This is a genomic window from Streptomyces sp. CoH27 (assembly GCF_020181035.1).
Lineage (GTDB): Bacteria > Actinomycetota > Actinomycetes > Streptomycetales > Streptomycetaceae > Streptomyces > Streptomyces camelliae.
Genome location: NZ_JAIQYY010000001.1, coordinates 494,713 through 512,632, shown reverse-complemented (window position 1 = coordinate 512,632; position 17,920 = coordinate 494,713). Strand labels below are relative to the sequence as shown.

General features: G+C 72.3%; 16 protein-coding genes. 8 read left to right on the top strand and 8 right to left on the bottom strand.

All coding sequences use genetic code 11. The features are described 5' to 3' along the window. Nucleotides 1-84: 84 nt before the first annotated feature. Together LE548_RS02445 and LE548_RS02440 are read left to right on the top strand one after the other, a co-directional pair. On the top strand, nucleotides 85-792 hold the full coding sequence (locus LE548_RS02445; RefSeq protein WP_225094890.1) for a tRNA-dependent cyclodipeptide synthase: 708 nt from the start codon (nucleotides 85-87) through the stop codon (nucleotides 790-792). Then, nucleotides 789-1,994 carry a cytochrome P450 gene (locus tag LE548_RS02440; RefSeq protein ID WP_225094889.1) on the top strand — a complete coding sequence of 402 codons (1,206 nt, stop codon included), beginning with the start codon at nucleotides 789-791 and terminating at the stop codon, nucleotides 1,992-1,994. Before LE548_RS02445 ends, LE548_RS02440 begins: the two co-directional genes overlap by 4 nt. A 221-nt stretch (nucleotides 1,995-2,215) precedes the next feature. Here the strand turns inward: LE548_RS02440 and LE548_RS02435 are convergent, their stop codons facing one another. Beyond that, a complete protein-coding gene (locus LE548_RS02435) occupies nucleotides 2,216-3,094 on the bottom strand; it encodes a hypothetical protein (protein ID WP_225094888.1) in 879 nt (292 codons plus the stop codon). A gap of 447 nt (nucleotides 3,095-3,541) precedes the next feature. After that, nucleotides 3,542-4,177, bottom strand: a complete 636-nt coding sequence (locus LE548_RS02430; protein WP_225094887.1) for a hypothetical protein — start codon at nucleotides 4,175-4,177, stop codon at nucleotides 3,542-3,544. Between the two features lie 6 nt (nucleotides 4,178-4,183). Here LE548_RS02430 and LE548_RS02425 point away from each other — a divergent pair, with 6 nt between their 5' ends. Next, nucleotides 4,184-4,549 (top strand): hypothetical protein, encoded by a 366-nt coding sequence (locus LE548_RS02425; protein ID WP_225094886.1) that lies wholly within the window; start codon nucleotides 4,184-4,186, stop codon nucleotides 4,547-4,549. A 174-nt stretch (nucleotides 4,550-4,723) separates the two neighbouring features. Beyond that, nucleotides 4,724-5,452 (top strand): class F sortase, encoded by a 729-nt coding sequence (locus LE548_RS02420; RefSeq protein WP_225094885.1) that lies wholly within the window; start codon nucleotides 4,724-4,726, stop codon nucleotides 5,450-5,452. Between the two features lie 18 nt (nucleotides 5,453-5,470). Here the strand turns inward: LE548_RS02420 and LE548_RS02415 are convergent, their stop codons facing one another. The 5 genes from LE548_RS02415 to LE548_RS02395 form a co-directional block, all read right to left on the bottom strand. After that, nucleotides 5,471-6,637, bottom strand: coding sequence for a GDSL-type esterase/lipase family protein (locus LE548_RS02415; protein ID WP_225094884.1), 1,167 nt, complete (start codon nucleotides 6,635-6,637; stop codon nucleotides 5,471-5,473). 64 nt (nucleotides 6,638-6,701) lie between these two features. Next, complete coding sequence (locus tag LE548_RS02410; protein WP_225094883.1) at nucleotides 6,702-7,271, bottom strand: TetR/AcrR family transcriptional regulator; 570 nt, start codon at nucleotides 7,269-7,271, stop codon at nucleotides 6,702-6,704. Between the two features lie 62 nt (nucleotides 7,272-7,333). After that, entirely contained in the window at nucleotides 7,334-8,341 is a 1,008-nt protein-coding gene (locus LE548_RS02405; protein ID WP_225094882.1) for a LacI family DNA-binding transcriptional regulator, read from the bottom strand. Between the two features lie 2 nt (nucleotides 8,342-8,343). Further along, nucleotides 8,344-9,651, bottom strand: a complete 1,308-nt coding sequence (locus tag LE548_RS02400; RefSeq protein ID WP_225094881.1) for a glycoside hydrolase family 27 protein — start codon at nucleotides 9,649-9,651, stop codon at nucleotides 8,344-8,346. A 12-nt stretch (nucleotides 9,652-9,663) separates the two neighbouring features. Further along, a complete protein-coding gene (locus tag LE548_RS02395; RefSeq protein WP_225094880.1) occupies nucleotides 9,664-11,196 on the bottom strand; it encodes an alpha-N-arabinofuranosidase in 1,533 nt (510 codons plus the stop codon). 142 nt (nucleotides 11,197-11,338) lie between these two features. Here LE548_RS02395 and proS point away from each other — a divergent pair, with 142 nt between their 5' ends. Beyond that, on the top strand, nucleotides 11,339-12,751 hold the full coding sequence (gene proS, locus LE548_RS02390; protein WP_225094879.1) for a proline--tRNA ligase: 1,413 nt from the start codon (nucleotides 11,339-11,341) through the stop codon (nucleotides 12,749-12,751). Nucleotides 12,752-12,935: 184 nt separating this feature from the next. Here the strand turns inward: proS and LE548_RS02385 are convergent, their stop codons facing one another. Next, complete coding sequence (locus LE548_RS02385; RefSeq protein WP_225094970.1) at nucleotides 12,936-13,292, bottom strand: helix-turn-helix domain-containing protein; 357 nt, start codon at nucleotides 13,290-13,292, stop codon at nucleotides 12,936-12,938. 79 nt (nucleotides 13,293-13,371) lie between these two features. Here LE548_RS02385 and LE548_RS02380 point away from each other — a divergent pair, with 79 nt between their 5' ends. The 3 genes from LE548_RS02380 to LE548_RS02370 form a co-directional block, all read left to right on the top strand. Continuing rightward, entirely contained in the window at nucleotides 13,372-14,259 is an 888-nt protein-coding gene (locus LE548_RS02380) for an NAD(P)-dependent oxidoreductase (protein WP_225094878.1), read from the top strand. A gap of 647 nt (nucleotides 14,260-14,906) precedes the next feature. Next, nucleotides 14,907-15,863: a LysR family transcriptional regulator gene (locus tag LE548_RS02375; protein ID WP_225094877.1), complete on the top strand. Its 957-nt coding sequence runs from the start codon at nucleotides 14,907-14,909 to the stop codon at nucleotides 15,861-15,863. Nucleotides 15,864-16,017: 154 nt separating this feature from the next. Beyond that, nucleotides 16,018-17,920: collagenase (locus tag LE548_RS02370; RefSeq protein WP_225094876.1), on the top strand; the 1,903-nt coding region annotated here is incomplete at its 3' end.

Sequence of the window (17,920 nt, the reverse complement as noted above, 5' to 3'; positions counted from 1 at the left end):
GTACGGCTAGCGTGAGGGCGCCGCGCAGCCACACCAGGGGCACCGGGCCCCGACGGGACTAGCGCGCGGCGGAGGACTCCCTCTGTGACCACAGCATCCGTGCTGATGGCCGACGTCTTCGAAGTCCAGCCGTACACCTCTCACTGCGAGGTCATCCTGGGCGAGGGCGCGCACGCCGTGATCGGTGTGTCCCCGGGCAACAGCTACTTCTCGGCCCGCCGCCTGCACGCCCTCGCCCGCTGGGGACTGGACCGCTTCGACCGCGTCGACTTCGTCTACACCGACCTCTACGTCGCCGAGATGTACGAGGCGTCCGGATACCGGCCGGACGAGGCCAGACGCAAAGCGGTGAAGAACCTGCGCGGAGTGCGCGCCAAGATCCGGGACGCCGTGGCGGCGGCCGACCCGGACGGCACCCGGCTCGACTGGCATCCCATGTCGGAGTTCCGGACCAACCCCGCCTACCAGGAGATCCACCGGCAGCTGATGGCCCGGCTGGGTTCCGACGGCGCCTTCCGGACCGTCTGCGACACCCTGGTGAATCGTTTCCTCACCGCCCGGGGAGAGGAGCCGACCGAGCAACTGCGGGCCGTGTGCCTGGAATACGTGTGCGCCGAGGCCCCGCTGTTCCTGGACACCCCCGCGATCCTCAAGGTGCCGTCCTCGCTCAACTGCTACCACCAACTGCTGCCGATGGCCGAGCTGTTGTACTCCCGCGGCGCCGGTCTGCGTGCCTCCCGCAACCAGGGCCACGCCGTCGTCACCCCCGCCCTGGAAGGAACCGCCGCATGACCACCGCCCCTGCCCCGAGCGCCCCGCCCCTGCTCGGCTTCCCGTTCTCCTGGGACGGCACCCGGGTGCCCGCCGAGGTCGAGGAACTGCGTACCACCACCCCCGTGCGGCGGGTACGGACCATCGCCGGCGACGAGGCCTGGCTGGTGTCGTCGTACGAACTGTGCGCGCAGGTGCTGAAGGACGACCGCTTCTCCCTCAAGGACACCTCCGCCCCGGGCGTGCCCCGCCAGTACGCGCTCACGATCCCGCCCGAGGTCGTGAACAACATGGGCAACATCACCGGGGCCGGGCTGCGCCGGGCGGTGCTGAAGGCGCTCAACCCGAAGTCACCGGGCCTGCTGGAGTGGCTGCGCACGGAGGCCCACCGTCTGGTGGACCGGCTGCTGGCCGACGGGCCCACGGCGGATCTGCGGGGCACGTTCTGCGAGCCGTACTCGGCGGGGATGCACTGCCACATCCTCGGCATCCCGCAGACCGAGGCCCCGGCCTTCCTGCGCAGCCTCGACATCGCCTTCATGAACGCGCCCTGCCCGATCGCCGGCGCGCGCATCAACTGGGACCGGGACATCACCCGGATGACGGCCCTGCTCGACGCCCCCGCGACAGTCGGCCTGATGGGCGAACTGGCCGCCCTGCGCGAAGACCCCGACTACGCCCACGTCACCGACGAGATGCTGGCCACCGTCGGCGTCACCCTGTTCGGTGCCGGGGTCATCTCGACCTCGGGCTTCCTCACCATGGCCCTCGTCCACCTGCTCACCCACCCCGTGGCCCGGGACCTGTTGCGCGACCGCCCGGACCTCATCGGTGCCGGCGTGGAGGAACTGCTGCGGGTGAACCTGTCCATCGGCGACGCCCTGCCCCGGCTCGCCCTGGCCGACATCCGGCTCGGTGACACCCTGGTCAAGAAGGGCGAACTGGTCCTGGTGCTGGTCGAGGGCGCCAACCTGGACCCGGCCAAGTTCCCGGACCCGCACCGCTTCGACGTCCACCGCGAGAACACCGCCGACCATCTCTCCTTCGGCGGCGGAGCCCACTACTGCCCCGCGACCGCCCTCGGCCGCGCCCACGCCCGTATCGCCCTGGAGGTCCTCCTCACCCGCCTGCCGGACCTCGCCCTGGCCGTTCCGCCCGGCCAACTGGTCTGGCGTACAGGCTTCATGAAACGCATCCCCGAACGGCTGCCGGTGACCTGGTAACCCCAGGGGTCACCCGTACGCCGTCCCGGGCCAAGCCGCCAGGGACGGCGTACGGGCGCACCGCGCAGCTCAGGGAGCACGGCCCGGGGCCGATGTACCGACGGGCCTCCCACGGCTCGGCGCGCGGCCGGCGCGGGAGACCTCAGGCGGGCCGCTCGACGGGCTCACCCGGCCGGCACCCCGGCGTGCGCCCGCCGCGCTGCGGGGTCCTCGGAACGCCCTCAGCCTCCGACGGCGTACGACCCCCGCGTCACCCCCACCGGATTGGCCGACGGCAGCAGACCCGAGCCCTCGACGGCGTGGGCCAGTGGTTCCAGCAGGCCGGCCAGGCGGGCGGTGCGGTCCGGGCCGAGGGCGGTCCACGGTCCTTCGGCCGCCGCGTCGGTCAGCGCCTCGACCTCCGTGCGTACGACCGCACCGGCCGGGGTGAGCGACCCGTCCGCCGCGAGCAGACCCCGCTCGCGCAGCCGGGCCCCGGCCGCGTCCCAGTCCGCCTGCTCCCACTTGCGCGTCTCCCGCAGGAACGCCTCGTCCGACTCGTCGGCCGCCGTCTTGAGCAGCATCGCCTCGACCGGCCCCAGCCCCTGGCTCACCAGCACCGCGACATGCGAATCGCCCCTGTGCTCGCGCAGGGTCGTCAGCGCCTGCCACAGCCGCGCGGCCGGGCGCTCGGGCCGCTCCAGCGCCTGGTTGGCGGCGCCCAGCACCCGGCCCGTGGTGTCTGCGGCGGCCGCGGCCTCCCAGGCGAGGTCGGCGGCCTCGGCGAAGTCGGCGGAGCCGACGGTGTCCGGCCCGAACAGGCCGGTCATCGCCGCGTCCAGGGCGTCCAGCCGGGCGGCCAGGACGTCACCGGGTGCCGCGTACTGCCAGGCGTCCGGCAGGGCCCGGGCCACTCGGTCGGGGTGGAAGACGTAGAAGCAGCTGGTCACCACGGACGGAGGCACGGCGCCGAGCGGCGCGGCCCGCAGCGCGAAATATCCCATCCAGTACCCGCGCATCCCGAGCGCGTCCGCCGCCCGGCGCACCTCCGGTGCGAAGTACACGAGATCGTGCACCGGCTCGTACCGCTCCCACAGCGCCCGCGCCATCCCGTCCGCCACTGATTCCTCCCACCGCTTCCGCCTGCCGTGCCTGTCGGCACCAGCCTGCGTTATGACGGCAGTCATAACAAGGGGATCGTGAATCTTCGTGTCCGATCGGCGTGATCTCGCCGGGGAAAGGTCTGGACCGGATCCCGTCGGAACCGGGCCGGTCCCATCAACTGCACTTCCGTGCGGGGGAGTTGTCATCCAGGCAGCCATGGGTGACGTGCTCTGTTCTGCGGACGCCCGCGTGAGGTGGGCGTAATAGACGGCGAGGTGCCGTACGACGGTGGCGCCACGCCGCTCGATTCACCCGGACGGCGGTTCAAAGGAGGCGATCACTGGGTCAGACGGGTGGCTGGGTGACCCGGCTGGGTGGCTCGGATGGTGCGAGTCCGGTTGCTCGCTGACGGTGGTTCATGTCGAGGCCGGGTCTATCCAGCTGATGAGGTATCCGCTGCCCGGTCACGGCGGAAGGACATCGCTATGCGTTCTGCCCGCAGGCTTTTGGCAACGGCGGCCGTCACTGCCGCCCTCGCCTTCGCCACGCCCGGCGCCGCGTTCGCCGCCCACATGGGCGACGACGGTGGCCGCGACGACTCTTCTCACAGCCAGAACCACGGCCGGGGCGGTGACCGCGACCGGGGTGGCGAGGACAACCACGGCCGTGGCGAGGACCACGGCCGAGACCACGACAACAATGGCCGCGACCACGACAACAATGGCCGCGACCACGACAACAATCGCGGAGACGACCACGACAACGGCCGCGGACACGACGAGCCGCGCGGTGGAGTTCACACGGGTGGCGGAGCACTCTCCGTCGTGCGGGGCGATGACCACGGCGGTGACCGCGGCCGCGGTGGTGACGACGAGCGCGGCCGCGGTGGTGACGACGAGCGCGGCCGGGGTGGTGACGACGAGCGCGGCCGGGGTGGTGACGACGAGCGCGGCCGAGGTGGTGACGACGAGCGCGGCGGCGACGAGGGCCACGGCGGTGACCGCGGCCGGGGTGGCGACGACGAGCGCGGCCGGGGTGACGACCATGGTCGCGGCGAGGGCCGTGGGCGGGGCAACGACCGTGGGCGTGGCGAGCCTCATGGCGGTGTGCACACCGGTGGTGGCGCGCTCGCCCTGGTGCAGGGCGACGACTGGGGTTCGGACTCGGGCCGGGACAACGGCCGGGAGAGCGGCCGTGACGGCGGGGGTGACGGCGGTCGGGAGAACGGCCGTGACGGCGGGGGTGACGGCGGCCGGGAGAACGGTCGCGACGGCGGGGGTGGCGGCGGTCGGGAGAACGGTCGTGGCAACGACGAGCGTGGCAACGGCCGCGACCGGCCCAACGGCGGTATGCACACGGGCGGCGGCGCGCTCGCCGGTCCGAGTCTGACCGCGGGCGGGCTGGCGGTGCTGGCCGCGGGTACGGCCGGCGTCTACGTGATGCGCCGCCGGAAGGCCGGTCGGGCGTCCTGATCCGACCGATCCGACGGCTCGTTCCTGAGGCAGCGGCCGCCGCCGACGTGCTCACCACGTCGGCGCCCCGCCGCCGGGGGCCGGTCCCCGTGTCCCTCTCCCCGCGCCGGGCCCTGCGTGCCGGCGCCCTTGTTCTCATCCCCCTGCTGCCGTGCCCGAGCGAGGTGGTGTCCGATGGCAGCAAATCCCTCCTCCCCGACACCGGCGGACGGGCAGAGTTCCGGCCGTGGCGGACGACTGAGCCTGTGGATCGTGGCGATCCTCGTCCTCTTCGCCGTCGTGTTCGGCGGCCACCACAAGGCGGGCGACGCCTCGCAGGCCGTGCGTCCCCCTGGTGCTCGTGCAGGTACAAGCACAGGAGCAGGCACCGGCAACGGTGCAGGCGCCGGCCCGGGCGCTGGTGCGACGGCCGCCCCACAGCAGGCCGACCCACAGCAGGACGACGAGGAACTGCCCCGGTCCGCACCGACCCGGCTGCTCATCCCGAAGATCGACGTGGACGCCCCCTTCACCACCCTGACCATCGGCGCCGGGAACCAGCTGCAGCCCCCGACGGCCGACGACACCAACCTGGTCGGTTGGTACGCCAAGGGCGTCTCGCCCGGTGAGAAGGGCACCGCGATCATCGCGGGGCACCTCGACACCACGACCTCCCCCGCCGTCTTCGCCGGCCTCGACGAGCTGAAGCAGGGCGACCAGTTCACCGTGGAGCGGGCCGACGGGCGCGACGCGGAATTCGTCGTGGACGACACCGAGACCTTCGCCAAGGACGCCTTCCCCGACCAGCGCGTGTACGCCGACGCGTCGCGCCCCGAGGTCCGGCTGATCACCTGCGCGGGGCCGTACGACCACGACGCGAAGGACTACAAGGACAACCTGGTGGTCTTCGCTCACCTGGTGTGAGCCGGCCGCCCGTACGGGTCAGGCGGCGCCGTCCGCGAAGGGGCCGCCCGGTGCGAACGCCCGCGCCGCGAACCGCTCGCCGATCCGGCGGTGCGCGGCGGCGTCCGGGTGGAGGTCGTCGGGCAGCGGCAGTTCGACGAAGTCGGCCTCGCCGTACAGCTCACGGCCGTCGAGGTGGTGCAGGTTCGGGTCCTCGGCGGCCCGCTCGCGCACGATCCGGGCCAGCTCCTCCCGGATGACACGCAGAGTGAGCTTTCCGCTCGCCGTCTCCGCCGGGTCCCCGGTGGCCCGGAACCGCAGCCGTCCCTCGCTCAGGGCGGAGAAGTCCGGGGCGCTGGGGCCCGGCGTGTCCTCGTGTATCGGGCACAGGATCGGCGAGACGACGAGCAGCGGGGTGCCGGGGTGCCCCTCGCGGACGGTGTCGAGGAAGCCGTGCACGGCCGGGCCGAACGCGCGCAGCCGCATCAGGTCGGCGTTGACGACGTTGATGCCGAGCTTGACGCTGATCAGGTCGGCCGGCGTGTCGCGCAGCGTGCGCGCGGTGAACGGGTCGAGCAGGGCGCCGCCGCCCAGCCCCAGATTGATCAGCTCCACCCCGCCCAGGTCCGCGGCGAGCGCCGGCCAGGTGGTGGTCGGGCTCGCGGCGTCCGAGCCGTGGCTGATCGAACTGCCGTGATGCAGCCACACCGCGCGGCCCCGGTCCGCCACGGGCTCGACGGGCGCGTCGGCGCGCAGTGCGACGAGCTCGGTCGTCTCGTTGTGCGGAAGCCAGATCTCCACGTCCTTGAGCGTGCCGGGCAGATCCGTGAAGCGGACCGTGCCGACCGGGCCGGGGCGGTGCTCGGCGCGGCCGGCCGCCATGTCGATCGTGAGCGTGTTGCCGCCCTCGGCTCGGCCGCTGCCGGCGAGCCGTCCGTCGACGAGCAGGTCGTACACACCGTCCGGGCGGGGCGGCACGCCGACGTAGACCCGCTTGGTCGGCAGGGTGTCCAGCTCCACGGTGGTCGCGCGGGTGCGGAACACCAGTCGTACGCCGGAGGGCTGCGACTCCGCCATGGCCAGCTGCGGGTCGGCGCACTGGGCGCGGGCGCGGGCGGGCAGCCGGTGCGGCAGCAGTCCGCGCTCGGTGCGCTCCAGGTCGAGCGCGCCGCGCAGGAGGTCGGAGGTGAGGGGGATGGCGTGCATGGTGTCCGCCTGCGTTTCGAAGAGGGATGAGTTTCGAAGAGGGACGAGTGGAGGGCGAAGCGGGTCAGGGGGAGGGCCAGGCGCGCAGCAGGGAGTCGAGCGCGTCCAGGTTCCGCGTCCAGGACTCCTGCGAGTCGGGGGCGCTGTAGCTGAAGGCGCCGGCCGTCTCCAGGCTGACGTAGCCGTGGAAGAAGCCGCCGAGCAGCCGGACCGCATGGGTCTGATCGGGCTCGGCGAGGTCGTAGCCGCGAAGGATCGCCCGGGTCATCTGCGCGTGCCGCCCGCCCGCGCTCGCCGCCGCCGCTTCGGGGTCGAGCGGGTGGCGGGTCGCCGCGTAGCGGCCCGGGTGCTCGCGGGCATAGTCGCGGTACACGTCGGCGAAAGCGGTCAGGGCGTCCTTGCCCGCCCGGCCGGCGAGCGCCTCGGCGGCGCGGTCGGCGAGCTCCTCCAGGGCGAGCAGCGCGATCCGGGTCTTGAGGTCCTGGGAGTTCTTCAGATGCGAGTACAGGCTCGCGACCTTGACGTCGAACCGCCGGGCCAGCGCGGACACGGTCACCTGCTCGAAGCCGACCTCATCAGCCAGCTCGGCGCCCGCACGGACCAGCCGCTCGGTGCTCAGACCTGCGCGAACCATCAGCTCTCTCCTCTCTGGCCTAGAGGATTATGGAGCTGCCTAATACGTTTAGGCAAATACCTTTAGGTAGAGGTGGACTCGCGCAGCACCAGTGAGAAGGGGCTGACGAACTCCTCCTGCTCCGCCGGAGGCCCCGTGCTGCCGAGGCGTGCGACGAGCAGGCCGACGGCACGCTCGGCCATCAGGTCGTGATCCGGGTCCACCGTGGAGAGTGACGGGACGAGGAAGGCGCCCTCGTCGACGTTGTCGAAACCGATCACCTTGACCTGCTCCGGCACCCGCACCCCCGCGTCCGCCAGCCCCCGCAGCACCCCCATCGCCACGGTGTCCGTCACGCAGAACACGCCGTCGAAGTCCAGGCCGCCCGCCACCATGGCCCGCGCCCGCCGGGCCCCCTCCGCCATGGTGAGTTCCGGCACGCTCTGCACCAGGGCCGGGTCGGCGGGCAGCCCGGCCGCCCGCAGCGCCTGCCGGTAGCCGGTATGGCGCAGGTTCGACATGTGGACCTCGTCGCGCAGCTCCCCGCACACGACGGCCACGCGCCGGCAGCCCTGCTCGATCAGATGCCGGGTGGCGGCCGCCGACGCCTCGACGTTGGGCATGGCGACATGGTCCACGGGCCCGCCGAAGATCCGCTCGCCGAGGATCACCACCGGGTGGTCCACTTTGAGCGCCTCGACGTCGGCCGGGCCCATGCCGACCGTGCTGAGGATGAGCCCGTCGTAGAGCCGGTTGCGGGACAGCGACAGCGCCGCCAGTTCGTTCTCCCGGCGGGCGCCGGTCTGCTCGACGCTCACCCTCAGGCCGTGCCGGCCGGCCGCGGTGAAGATGGCCGCGGCCAGCCGGCCGTAGTACGGCCGGTTCAGCTCGGGGACCGCGAGGCCAATGGTGCCGGTGCGGCCCTTGCGGAGGTTGCGGGCGGCCACGTTGACCCGGTAGTCGAGCCGGGCCATCGCCGCGAGGACGCGCTCCCGGGTGGCGGGGCGGACGTTGGGGTGGTCGTTGATGACGTTGGAGACCGTCATCGCCGACACCCCGGCCGCCTTCGCCACGTCCTGGATCGTCGCCACGCTCACTCCCGCCCGCTGTCCTCCACCCCGCTGTCTCGCGCAAGACGATAGAGGGCGGCGCCGTGGGCGGGCACGTCGACGGTCAGGTGCCGGCCGTCGTGCGCGACCGCCGTACGGCTCCACAGCTCGCGGACCCGGTCGCCGGGCCGGGCGCCGAGCGAGCCGAGCGGCACCTCGTACCGGCGGGGCTCGTCGGCCAGCGAGAACACCGCGGCGTAGCGGGTACGGCCGTCGGTGTCGCGGGCCGTCCAGAGCACCAGGTCGCCCTCGCGCAGCACCTCGCGGTTGCCGGTGCTGTGCCACAGCACGGCCAACGCCTCGTCATTGCTGAGGAGTTCAATGGTCTCGCGCGGGCTGGTCGGCAGGTCGCCGCCCATCATCAGCGGCGAGCGGGAGATCAGCCACAGGGTGAGCAGGCTGATCTGCTCGGGCCGGGTGAGCCGGGACATCCGGTCCTCGCCGCGTTCGGCGCGGATGCCGATCCGGCCGAGCGGCAGCATGTCGGCGTCCGCCCAGCCGCCCTCGCCCTGCCAGGGGGCCCACCGCGCCATCCGCGCGAACTGGGCCTCCACGTCCGCCCAGCGGTCCCACAGGTCGTCGCAGACCCGCCACATCGTGGCGTGCTCCCGCAGATGGTCCAGGTGGGCGACGGATACATCGGTGCCGGGGGACAGGCTCAGCTCGATGGGCCGTCCGCTGCGCTCGATCGCCCGCGCGTAGGCCGCGATCTCCCGCTCGTGGTACGGGAAGAGCATGTCGTCGGCCTTGACGAAGTCCACGCCCCAGTCGGCGAACTGGGCCACCTGGGAGTCGTAGTAGGCCTGGGCGCCCGGGTGATCGTGGTTCAGGCCGTGGTTGTCGGAGTTCCACGGGCAGACCGAGTCCGTGTCGGCGATCTCGTCGGCGGTGAACTCCGTGCCGTACACCGGCAGTCGGGCGGCGACGGCCCGGCGGGGGATGCCGCGCATGATGTGCAGGCCGAACCGCAGACCGAGGTCGTGCACCCGCCGGGCCAGCGGTGCGAAGCCCGCCCCGCCGGCGGCGGACGGGAACCGGTTCGGCGCCGGGAGCTGGCGGCCGTAGGCGTCCAGGATCAGCGGCGCGTCGGCGTTGTAGCCGTGGGCGCGGGCCGTCGGCTCGTACCACTGGATGTCCACCACGACCGTGTCCCAGCCGTGGGAGAGCAGATGGTCGTGCAGGAACTCCGCGTTGGCGAGCACCTCTTCCTCGGTGACGGTCGTGCCGTAGCAGTCCCAGCTGTTCCAGCCCATCGGGGGGCGCAGCCGCCGGTCGGGCAGGGGTCGTTCCATCGCCGCCACCTGTCAGCCCTCCACGGTCAGGGGGGCCTGGACGGTCACGAAGGAGTGCGGCGGCAGGGTCAGGACCAGCCCCCGGTCCGTGATGCGGACGCCCTCGCCCTCGAAGGCGCGCGGGGCCACCGTCTCCGGTGCCTGCGGGGTGTTGTGCGCCTGGACCTTGTCCGCCGTGAGGATCCGCGCCCGCGCCTCTCCGATCCGGCCGCCGCGCAGGTCGAGGGTGACCTCGGCGGGCTCCTCGGCGTCCAGGTTGCTCAGCGAGACGAGGACCGTGCCGTCCTTGACGCTGGCGGAGACCGACACCGTCTCCAGCTCGGTGTCCCCGACGGTGCGCCGGGCGCCGTCCGCGCGCACATGCACAGGCAGCGACGTGGCGTCCTGGTGGCCCTTGTTCATCTCGAAGACGTGGTACGTCGGGGTCAGCACCAGTGAGTCCCCGTCGGTGAGCAGCATGGCCTGCAGGACGTTGACGGTCTGCGCGATGTTGGCCATGACCAGGCGCGCCGCATGCCGGTGGAAGATGTCGAAGTGGGTGCTCGCCACGAGCGCGTCACGCAGCGTGTTCTGCTGGAACAGGAAGCCCGGGTTGGTGCCCGGCTCCACGTCCCACCAGGTGCCCCACTCGTCCAGCACGAGGCCCACCGTGCGCCCCGGGTCGTAGCAGTCCATGACGGTGGAGTGGCCGGTGAGGATGCGGTCGACGCGCCGGGCGGAGACCATCGTCCGGTAGTAGTCGTCGGTGTCGAAGGCGGTGGCGCTGCCCTTGGCCTCCCAGGGCCCGGCCAGCGTGTAGTAGTGGACGGACAGGGCCTGGTAGTAGGTGCGCGGGGTGGCCTCGCAGCCGAAGCAGTTGATCTGCCGCATCAGCGTCTCGGTCCACTTGTAGTCCTCGTCGGAGGCGCCCGAGGCGATCCGGTACAGCTTGTTGTCGCCGTGGTCGCGGCAGTACGTGCCGTACTGGCGGGCGAGGTCCGCGAAGTACTCGGCGCGCATGTTGCCGCCGCAGCCCCAGGTCTCGTTGCCGATGCCCCAGTACTTCACCCGCCACGGCTCCTCGCGCCCGTTCTCCTTGCGCAGCCGCACCATCGGGCTGTCGCCGTCCCGGGTGAGGTACTCCACCCACTCGCTCATCTCGCGGACCGTGCCGCTGCCCACGTTGCCGCTGATGTACGGCTCCGCGCCGAGCAGTTCGCACAGCGCCATGAACTCATGGGTGCCGAAGTGGTTGTTCTCCTCGACGTTCCCCCAGTGCGTGTTGACCATCCGGGGCCGCTGCTCGCGCGGGCCGATGCCGTCCATCCAGTGGTACTCGTCGGCGAAGCAGCCGCCCGGCCAGCGCAGGTTGGGGATGTCCAGGGCGCGCAGCGCGGCCACGACGTCGAGGCGGATGCCGCCCTCGTTCGGGATCGGGGAGTCCTCGCCGACCCAGAACCCGCCGTAGACGCACCGGCCCAGATGCTCGGCGAAGTGCCCGTACAGGTGACGGCTGATCGTGGGTCCCTCGATGTCGAGGTTGATGATCGCGGTGGCTGTGGGCACGGGCGTACTCCGATTCAGCGATGGAACGAGATGATGCCGAGATCCTTTGTATCGATAAAAAAATGGCAGCCCGACACGACCGGGTCAAGGGGGGAGGGAATTGGTTCGCGCGGCGGCGACCGGTCGTCCTAGCCTGCCCGGCATGGCAAAAGCACCCGTTCTCACGCCCCGGGCGGACGACTTCCCGCGCTGGTACCAGGACCTGATCACCAAGGCGGAGCTGGCCGACAACGGCCCGGTGCGCGGCACCATGGTCATCCGACCGTACGGGTACGGCCTGTGGGAGCGGATGCAGCAGGAGATGGACGCCCGGATCAAGGCGACCGGCACGCGGAACGCGTACTTCCCGCTGCTCATCCCGGAGTCCTATCTGACCCGGGAGGCCGAGCACGTCGAGGGCTTCGCGCCCGAGCTCGCGGTCGTCACCCACGCGGGCGGCAAGGAGCTGGAGGAGCCCGTCGTGATCCGCCCCACCTCCGAGACGATCGTCAACGAGTACTTCGCCAAGTGGGTGCAGAGCTACCGCGATCTGCCGCTGCTGATCAACCAGTGGGCCAACGTGGTGCGCTGGGAACTGCGCCCGCGCCTGTTCCTGCGCACCACCGAGTTCCTGTGGCAGGAGGGCCACACCGCGCACGCCACGCAGGAGGAGGCCCGCGCCTTCGCGGCCCGCATCCAGAGCGAGGTCTACGGCGCCTTCCTGCGCGACGTCCTCGCCATGGACTTCGTCTCCGGGCGCAAGACGGCCCGGGAGCGGTTCGCCGGCGCGATCAACACCCTCACGCTGGAGAGCATGATGGGCGACGGCAAGGCCCTGCAGATGGTCACCAGCCATGAGCTGGGCCAGAACTTCGCCAAGGCCTTCGACACGCGGTTCGTGTCGCGGGAGGGCCGGCAGGAGCACGTCTGGCAGACCTCCTGGGGCTCCACCACCCGCATGATCGGCGCGCTGGTGATGACCCACGGCGACGACGACGGGCTGCGCGTCCCGCCCCGGCTGGCCCCGGTCCAGGCGGTGGTCCTCGCCGTCAAGGGTGACGAGGAGGTGTCGGCCGCCGTCCGCGCGCTCGGCGAGCGGCTGCGGGAGGCGGGCGTGCGCGTGGAGGTCGACGACCGCACCGACGTGCCGTTCGGCCGGCGCGCGGTCGACTGGGAGCTGAAGGGCGTGCCGGTACGGATCGAGGTGGGCCCGCGCGATCTGGAGAGCGGCACCGCCGTGCTGGTCCGCCGCATCCCGGGCACCAAGGAGCCGGTCGCCGTCACGGCGCTGCCCGCGCTCCTGCCCGGGGCGCTGGAGGACGATCAGGCGCTGCTGCTCGCGCAGTCCCGCCGGCGACGCGAGGAGCGCACGGTCGAGGTGAGCACCGTCGACGAGGCCGTCGAGGCCGCGGGCACCGGCTGGGCCCGCATCCCCTGGGCCGCGCTGGGCCCCGCCGGCGAGGCCCGGCTGGGCGAGCAGGGCGTGTCCGTACGGTGCCTGGTCGCGACGGACGGTTCGGTGCCCGCGAGCGACGACGAGCCGGGGAGCGTCGCGATCGTGGGGCGGGCTTACTGAGCGCCTGCTGAGCCGAGGTCCCTGTCGAGGGGCGGCCCGCGGGTATGCCGCGGCCCGCCCCTCTCGCACACCCACTTTTTTGTGCGTACTAGGCAGACGGCACCCGGCCGGGAGAGGCTCGTGGCACGAGGCCGGGGCGCGCGAGGGCACAACGGACGGGAGGCGGAGATTTACTGACGGTACGTCAGGCAGGGGCTTGGCGTTCGCGCTCGCGGAGCCGGTCCAGGCGGCGGTGGCCCCAGTCGGAGACGGGGCCCAGGGCCTCCGACAGGTCGCGGCCGAAGGCGGTCAGCGAGTAGACGGTCTTCGGGGGCAGCACGTCGTACACCTCCCGGTGCACCAGACCGTCCTCCTCCATCTCGCGCAGCGCCTGCGTCAGCACCTTCTCGCTCAGCCCCGGCAGCCGGCGCCGCAGGGCGGCGGGCCGGTGCGGGCCGGACTCCAGCAGCCACAACAGGGACGTCTTCCACTTGCCGTCGATCACGGCGATCGCGGCGGTCACCCCGCAGACGCCGGGGTCCTGGGCACGGCTGCGTGTCATCGGTGTCCTCGGTTCCTCACCGGGCCGTACGGCCACATTCTCGACCACGTACTTCTCGCACACATACAGGAGTTGGAACATGTCCCCATCCCCGGATCTTCCCGCCGTCACCGTGCTCGGACTCGGGCCCATGGGCCGCTCGCTCGCCGCCGCGTTCCTGAGGGCGGGGTTGCGTACGACGGTCTGGAACCGTACGCCGGGCAGGGACCGGGAGCTGATCGGGCAGGGCGCCGCCGGCGCGGGCTCGGCGGAGGAGGCCGTGGCCGTCTCCGGCCTGACCGTGGTCTGCGTGGTCGACTACGACGCGGCCGACGCCCTGTTGCGACCCGAGCCCGTCACCCGGGCGCTGAAGGGCCGCACCGTCGTGAACCTGACCGCCGACACCCCGGGACGGGCCCGGGACACATCCGACTGGGCGGCCGCCCACGGCATCCGCTACCTGGAGGGGGCGATCATGACCCCCGCGCCCAGTATCGGCACACCGGAAGCCGTGTTCCTGCACAGCGGCCCGCGTGCCCTCTACGACGAACACCGCCCCGTACTGGAGGCGCTGGGCGGGACGCACACCTATCTCGGCGAGGAGGTCGGGCGCGCGGCGACGTTCGACATCGCGCTGCTCGACATCTTCTGGACCGCGATGGCCGGCTATGCCCACGCCGTGGCGCTCGCCCGGGCGGAAGGCGTCACGGCCGGCGAACTGGCCCCCTTCGCACAGGGCATCGGCGCGATCCTGCCGCCGCTGTTCACCAGGTTCGCCCAGGACGCCGACGACGGCACCTACTCCGGCGCCATCAACCCCATCACCTCCGCCGCCTCGGCCATGTCCCACATCATCGCCGTCTCCGAGTCCCACGGCATCGACGCGAGCGTGATGCGCGCGACGGCGGGCCTGGCCCGAGGGGTCATCGACCTGGGCCATGGAAGGGACGGTTTCATCCGCGTCGCGGAGGTGCTGGGCCGCCGGTGAGGGGTGGCCGGGTGGGACGAGTCCGGGCGGTCTGGAGCCGTCAGGGGGCAAGGCGCGGGGGCGCCCGGGGCCGGGGCAGTGGCGGCACAGGCCCACGACGGAGACGGATCGGCTGACCTCGGGGCGGATTCTGGGCGGGTGGAGGGGGTCGTCGGGCCGGGGCCGGGGCCGGGGCCGGTGGTCCCGTGCGCTGTGGCGGGGCCCGGGGTGGGTGGGCCCGAGTGCGGGCAGGGTCCGAGGCCGGCGGGGCTTTGCGCCCGGGGTGGGCATTGCGGTGAGGGCGGGCCTTCGGCCTGGTCCTGGGCTGCTGGACCGGTGGGTCCGGGCCGGATTCCGGAGGTCTGTGGCCCTGCGCTCGGCCGGGCGAGGTCGGTGGTGCTGTGTACTGTGCCGGGGCCCGGGGCTGGTGGGCCTCCGGGCTCGGGCCGGATCCGGGAGGCCGGCCGGGCTGTGCCCTTGAGTCAGGGCCCGAAGTCGGCCGGGCTGTGCCCTTGAGTCAGGGCCCGAGGTCGGCTGGGCTGTGTCTTGTGCTGGGTGCGGCACAATGGAACGCTTCGGCGCGCCGGGTGCGGTCAGCTGCGACGGCGGTGATGAGCTGCGGGTTTTCCGGGGTGGGCGGGCTCGGGCGTGGGACGAGGAGGGGTGCGATGGAGATGGAGCTGCGGCATCTGCGGGTGCTGTGCGCGATCGCCGACGCCGGGAGCGTCGGGCGCGCGGCGACACAGCTCGGCTACTCGCAGCCCGCCGTGAGCACCCAACTGCGTCGCATCGAGCGTCACTTCGGCGAGCCGCTCTTCGAACGCGGCACGAGCGGGGTCCGGCCCACCGCCTACGGCGCGGAGGTGGTTGCCCAGGCGCGCGACGTGCTGGCCCGCGCCGATGCCATCGGCCACCGCACCGCCGCCGCGCGCCCCCGCCGCCGTACGCTGCGCGTGGCCGCGACCAACTCGCCCATGCTGTCCGGCACGGTCTCCCGCGTCCGCACCCGGCTGCCGGAGCTGTCCCTGGCGGTCAACAGCGTCTACGCCTCCTCACGGATCGTGGAGCTGCTGGAGGAGGGCGCGGTGGACGCCGCGATCGCCGCCGACTACCCGGGCATGGAGCTGCGCCACTCGGACGCCGTGAAGCATCGCGGGATCGTCACCGAGCCGACCTTCGTCGCCCTGCCCTCCCGGCACCGGCTGCGTCAGTGTGCCCAGGTGCAGCTCGCGGACCTGGCCGAGGACGCCTGGTTCGTGACCCCCGACGACGGCGCCGGCTGGCCCGGGGTGTTCTACGACGCCTGTGCGGCCGCCGGTTTCACCCCGGTCACGGTCCATGAGTTCCTCGGCGACCAGAGCCAGCTGCAGAGCATGATCGCCGACGGCCTCGGGGTGTCTCTCGTGCAGCCGACGCTGCGCCCGATCCCGCACGTCGTGGTCAAGCCGCTGGTCGGCTCGCCGCTGTGGTGCCGTTATGTGCTGGCCTGGCGGCCCGACACCGTCGACGACGAGGTCCTGGAGGCGCTGACCCAGTCCGCCTCAGCCGCGTACCGCGACCTCGTCGCCCAGGCACCGCACCTGAGGGCCTGGGCCTCGCGCACCTGGAGCGCCACCGGGGCGTAGCGGGATCCGGTATGCCAAGAGCGTGCCGCGATGTTATGCGGCACCAGTGTCATGTGCTATGTCATACGGCATTGTTGAGGCGGCGGCGCGCTGAGACAGTGCCTCACACGCCTCAACACCCCACCGAGGCACATCCCTTCGTGGAGGACCCCCCATGCCCTGTCGCTTCGCGCTGCCCGTACGCGGGCCCGGGCGTACGGCCGCACGCCTGGCCGCTGCCGCCGCCGTCGGTGTCACCGTGGCCGGCCTGCTGTCCGCACCGGCGTCGGCCGCGCCCCAGCCGCACCCCGGCACGGCCGCCACGTCCCGCGCGCACACCTCCGCCCCACCGTCGCCCACCGGCGCCACCGCACCCGTCACCGAGCGCCCGGCGAGCCAGTCCCGCCGGCTCAGCCCGGACCGGCTCCCGCCCCGGCAGCCGCTGCTGTCCCGGCCGGACGCCCGAAGGCCGGCCACGGCGGCCTCCTGCACCCCGGCCGACTTCGGCAGTCGTACCGGCTCCGCCCTCGTCGCCTTCGTGCAGGCCTCGACCACGGACTGCGTGAACACCCTCTTCCCGGTCACCGGCCAGGACGCGCACGCCATCTTCCGCCAGGCCCAGATGCTCACCGTGGCGGCCGCGTTCACCCGCGAGGCCGGGCGGTACCGCGGCGACGACTCCGGCAGCCTGCAGCAACTGGTCCTGTTCCTGCGGGCCGGGTACTACGTGCAGTTCAACCACTCCGCGGACGTGGGCCCGTACACCTCCCGCCTCACCACCGCCGTCACCGCCGGCCTGGACGCCTTCTTCGCCCGCGTGCACGCGTACGACGTCACGGCCGCCAACGGCGACATCCTCGGCGAGACCGTCGTCCTCACCGACAGCGCCGACCAGCAGGGCAGGTATCTCCCGGTCTATGAGCGGCTGTTGAGCGGCTACGACAGCTCGTACGACTCCGTGGACAGCATGGTCCGGGCGGTCAACGACGTCTACACCCCGCTGTGGCGCGGCAACTGGAACCCGGACTATGTGAACGCCGTCGCCGCGGACCCGTCGATCACCGACACCCTGCACGACTTCGCGCTGGACCACACCGACCTGCTCGGCACCTCTCTGGCCTTCCTGGACTCCAACGCGGGGATGAACCTGGCCCGCTACGTCGAGCATCCCGAACTCCAGGAAGCCGTACGGCCGTTGACCAAGGATCTGCTGGACGAGTCGGAGATCACCGGCCCGACGGCCGCCCTGTGGGTCGCGGTGGCCACACAGGCGAACGCCTACGACGGCGGCAATTGCGCGTACTACGACGTCTGCGACCTGCCCGCCAAGCTCACCGCCGCCGCCCTGCCGATCACCCACCACTGCGACGCGGCCCACACCGTCCGCGCCCAGTCCCTGACGGCCGACGACCTCGCCGCCGTATGCGCCAGCGTGCTGAACCAGGACGCCTACTTCCGGAACCTGGTCAAGGCCGACGGCGCCATACCCGGCCAGTACGTCTCCACCATCCAGCTCGTCGTCTTCGCCGGCCGCGCCGACTACCAGACCTACGCCGGCGCGATCTACGGCGTCAGCACCGACAACGGCGGCATCACGCTCGACGGCGACCCGTCCGACCCGGCCAACCAACCGACGTCGATCATGTACCAGAAGGACTCCGACGACGGCTTCACGGCCCGGATCTGGAACCTCAACCACGAGTACACGCACTTCCTCGACGCCCGCGACGACATGAAGGGCGACTTCACGCGGCAGACCTCCGTGCCGGACGTGTGGTGGATCGAGGGCCTCGCCGAGTACGTCTCCTACGGGTACCGGGGGATCTCCGACGACCAGGCGATCCAGGAGGCCGGCCGGCACACGTACAAGCTGAGCACGCTCTTCGAGAACACCTACGCCAACAGTGACGTGACCCGCACCTACCCGTGGGGCTATCTCGCCGTGCGCTACATGGCGGAGCACCACCCCGACGACGTCCAGCGGATGCTCGCCCGCTTCCGCGCCGGTGACTACGCCGGCGGGTACGCCGTCTACCACGACGGAGTCGGCACCCGCTACGACGCCGACTTCGACCAGT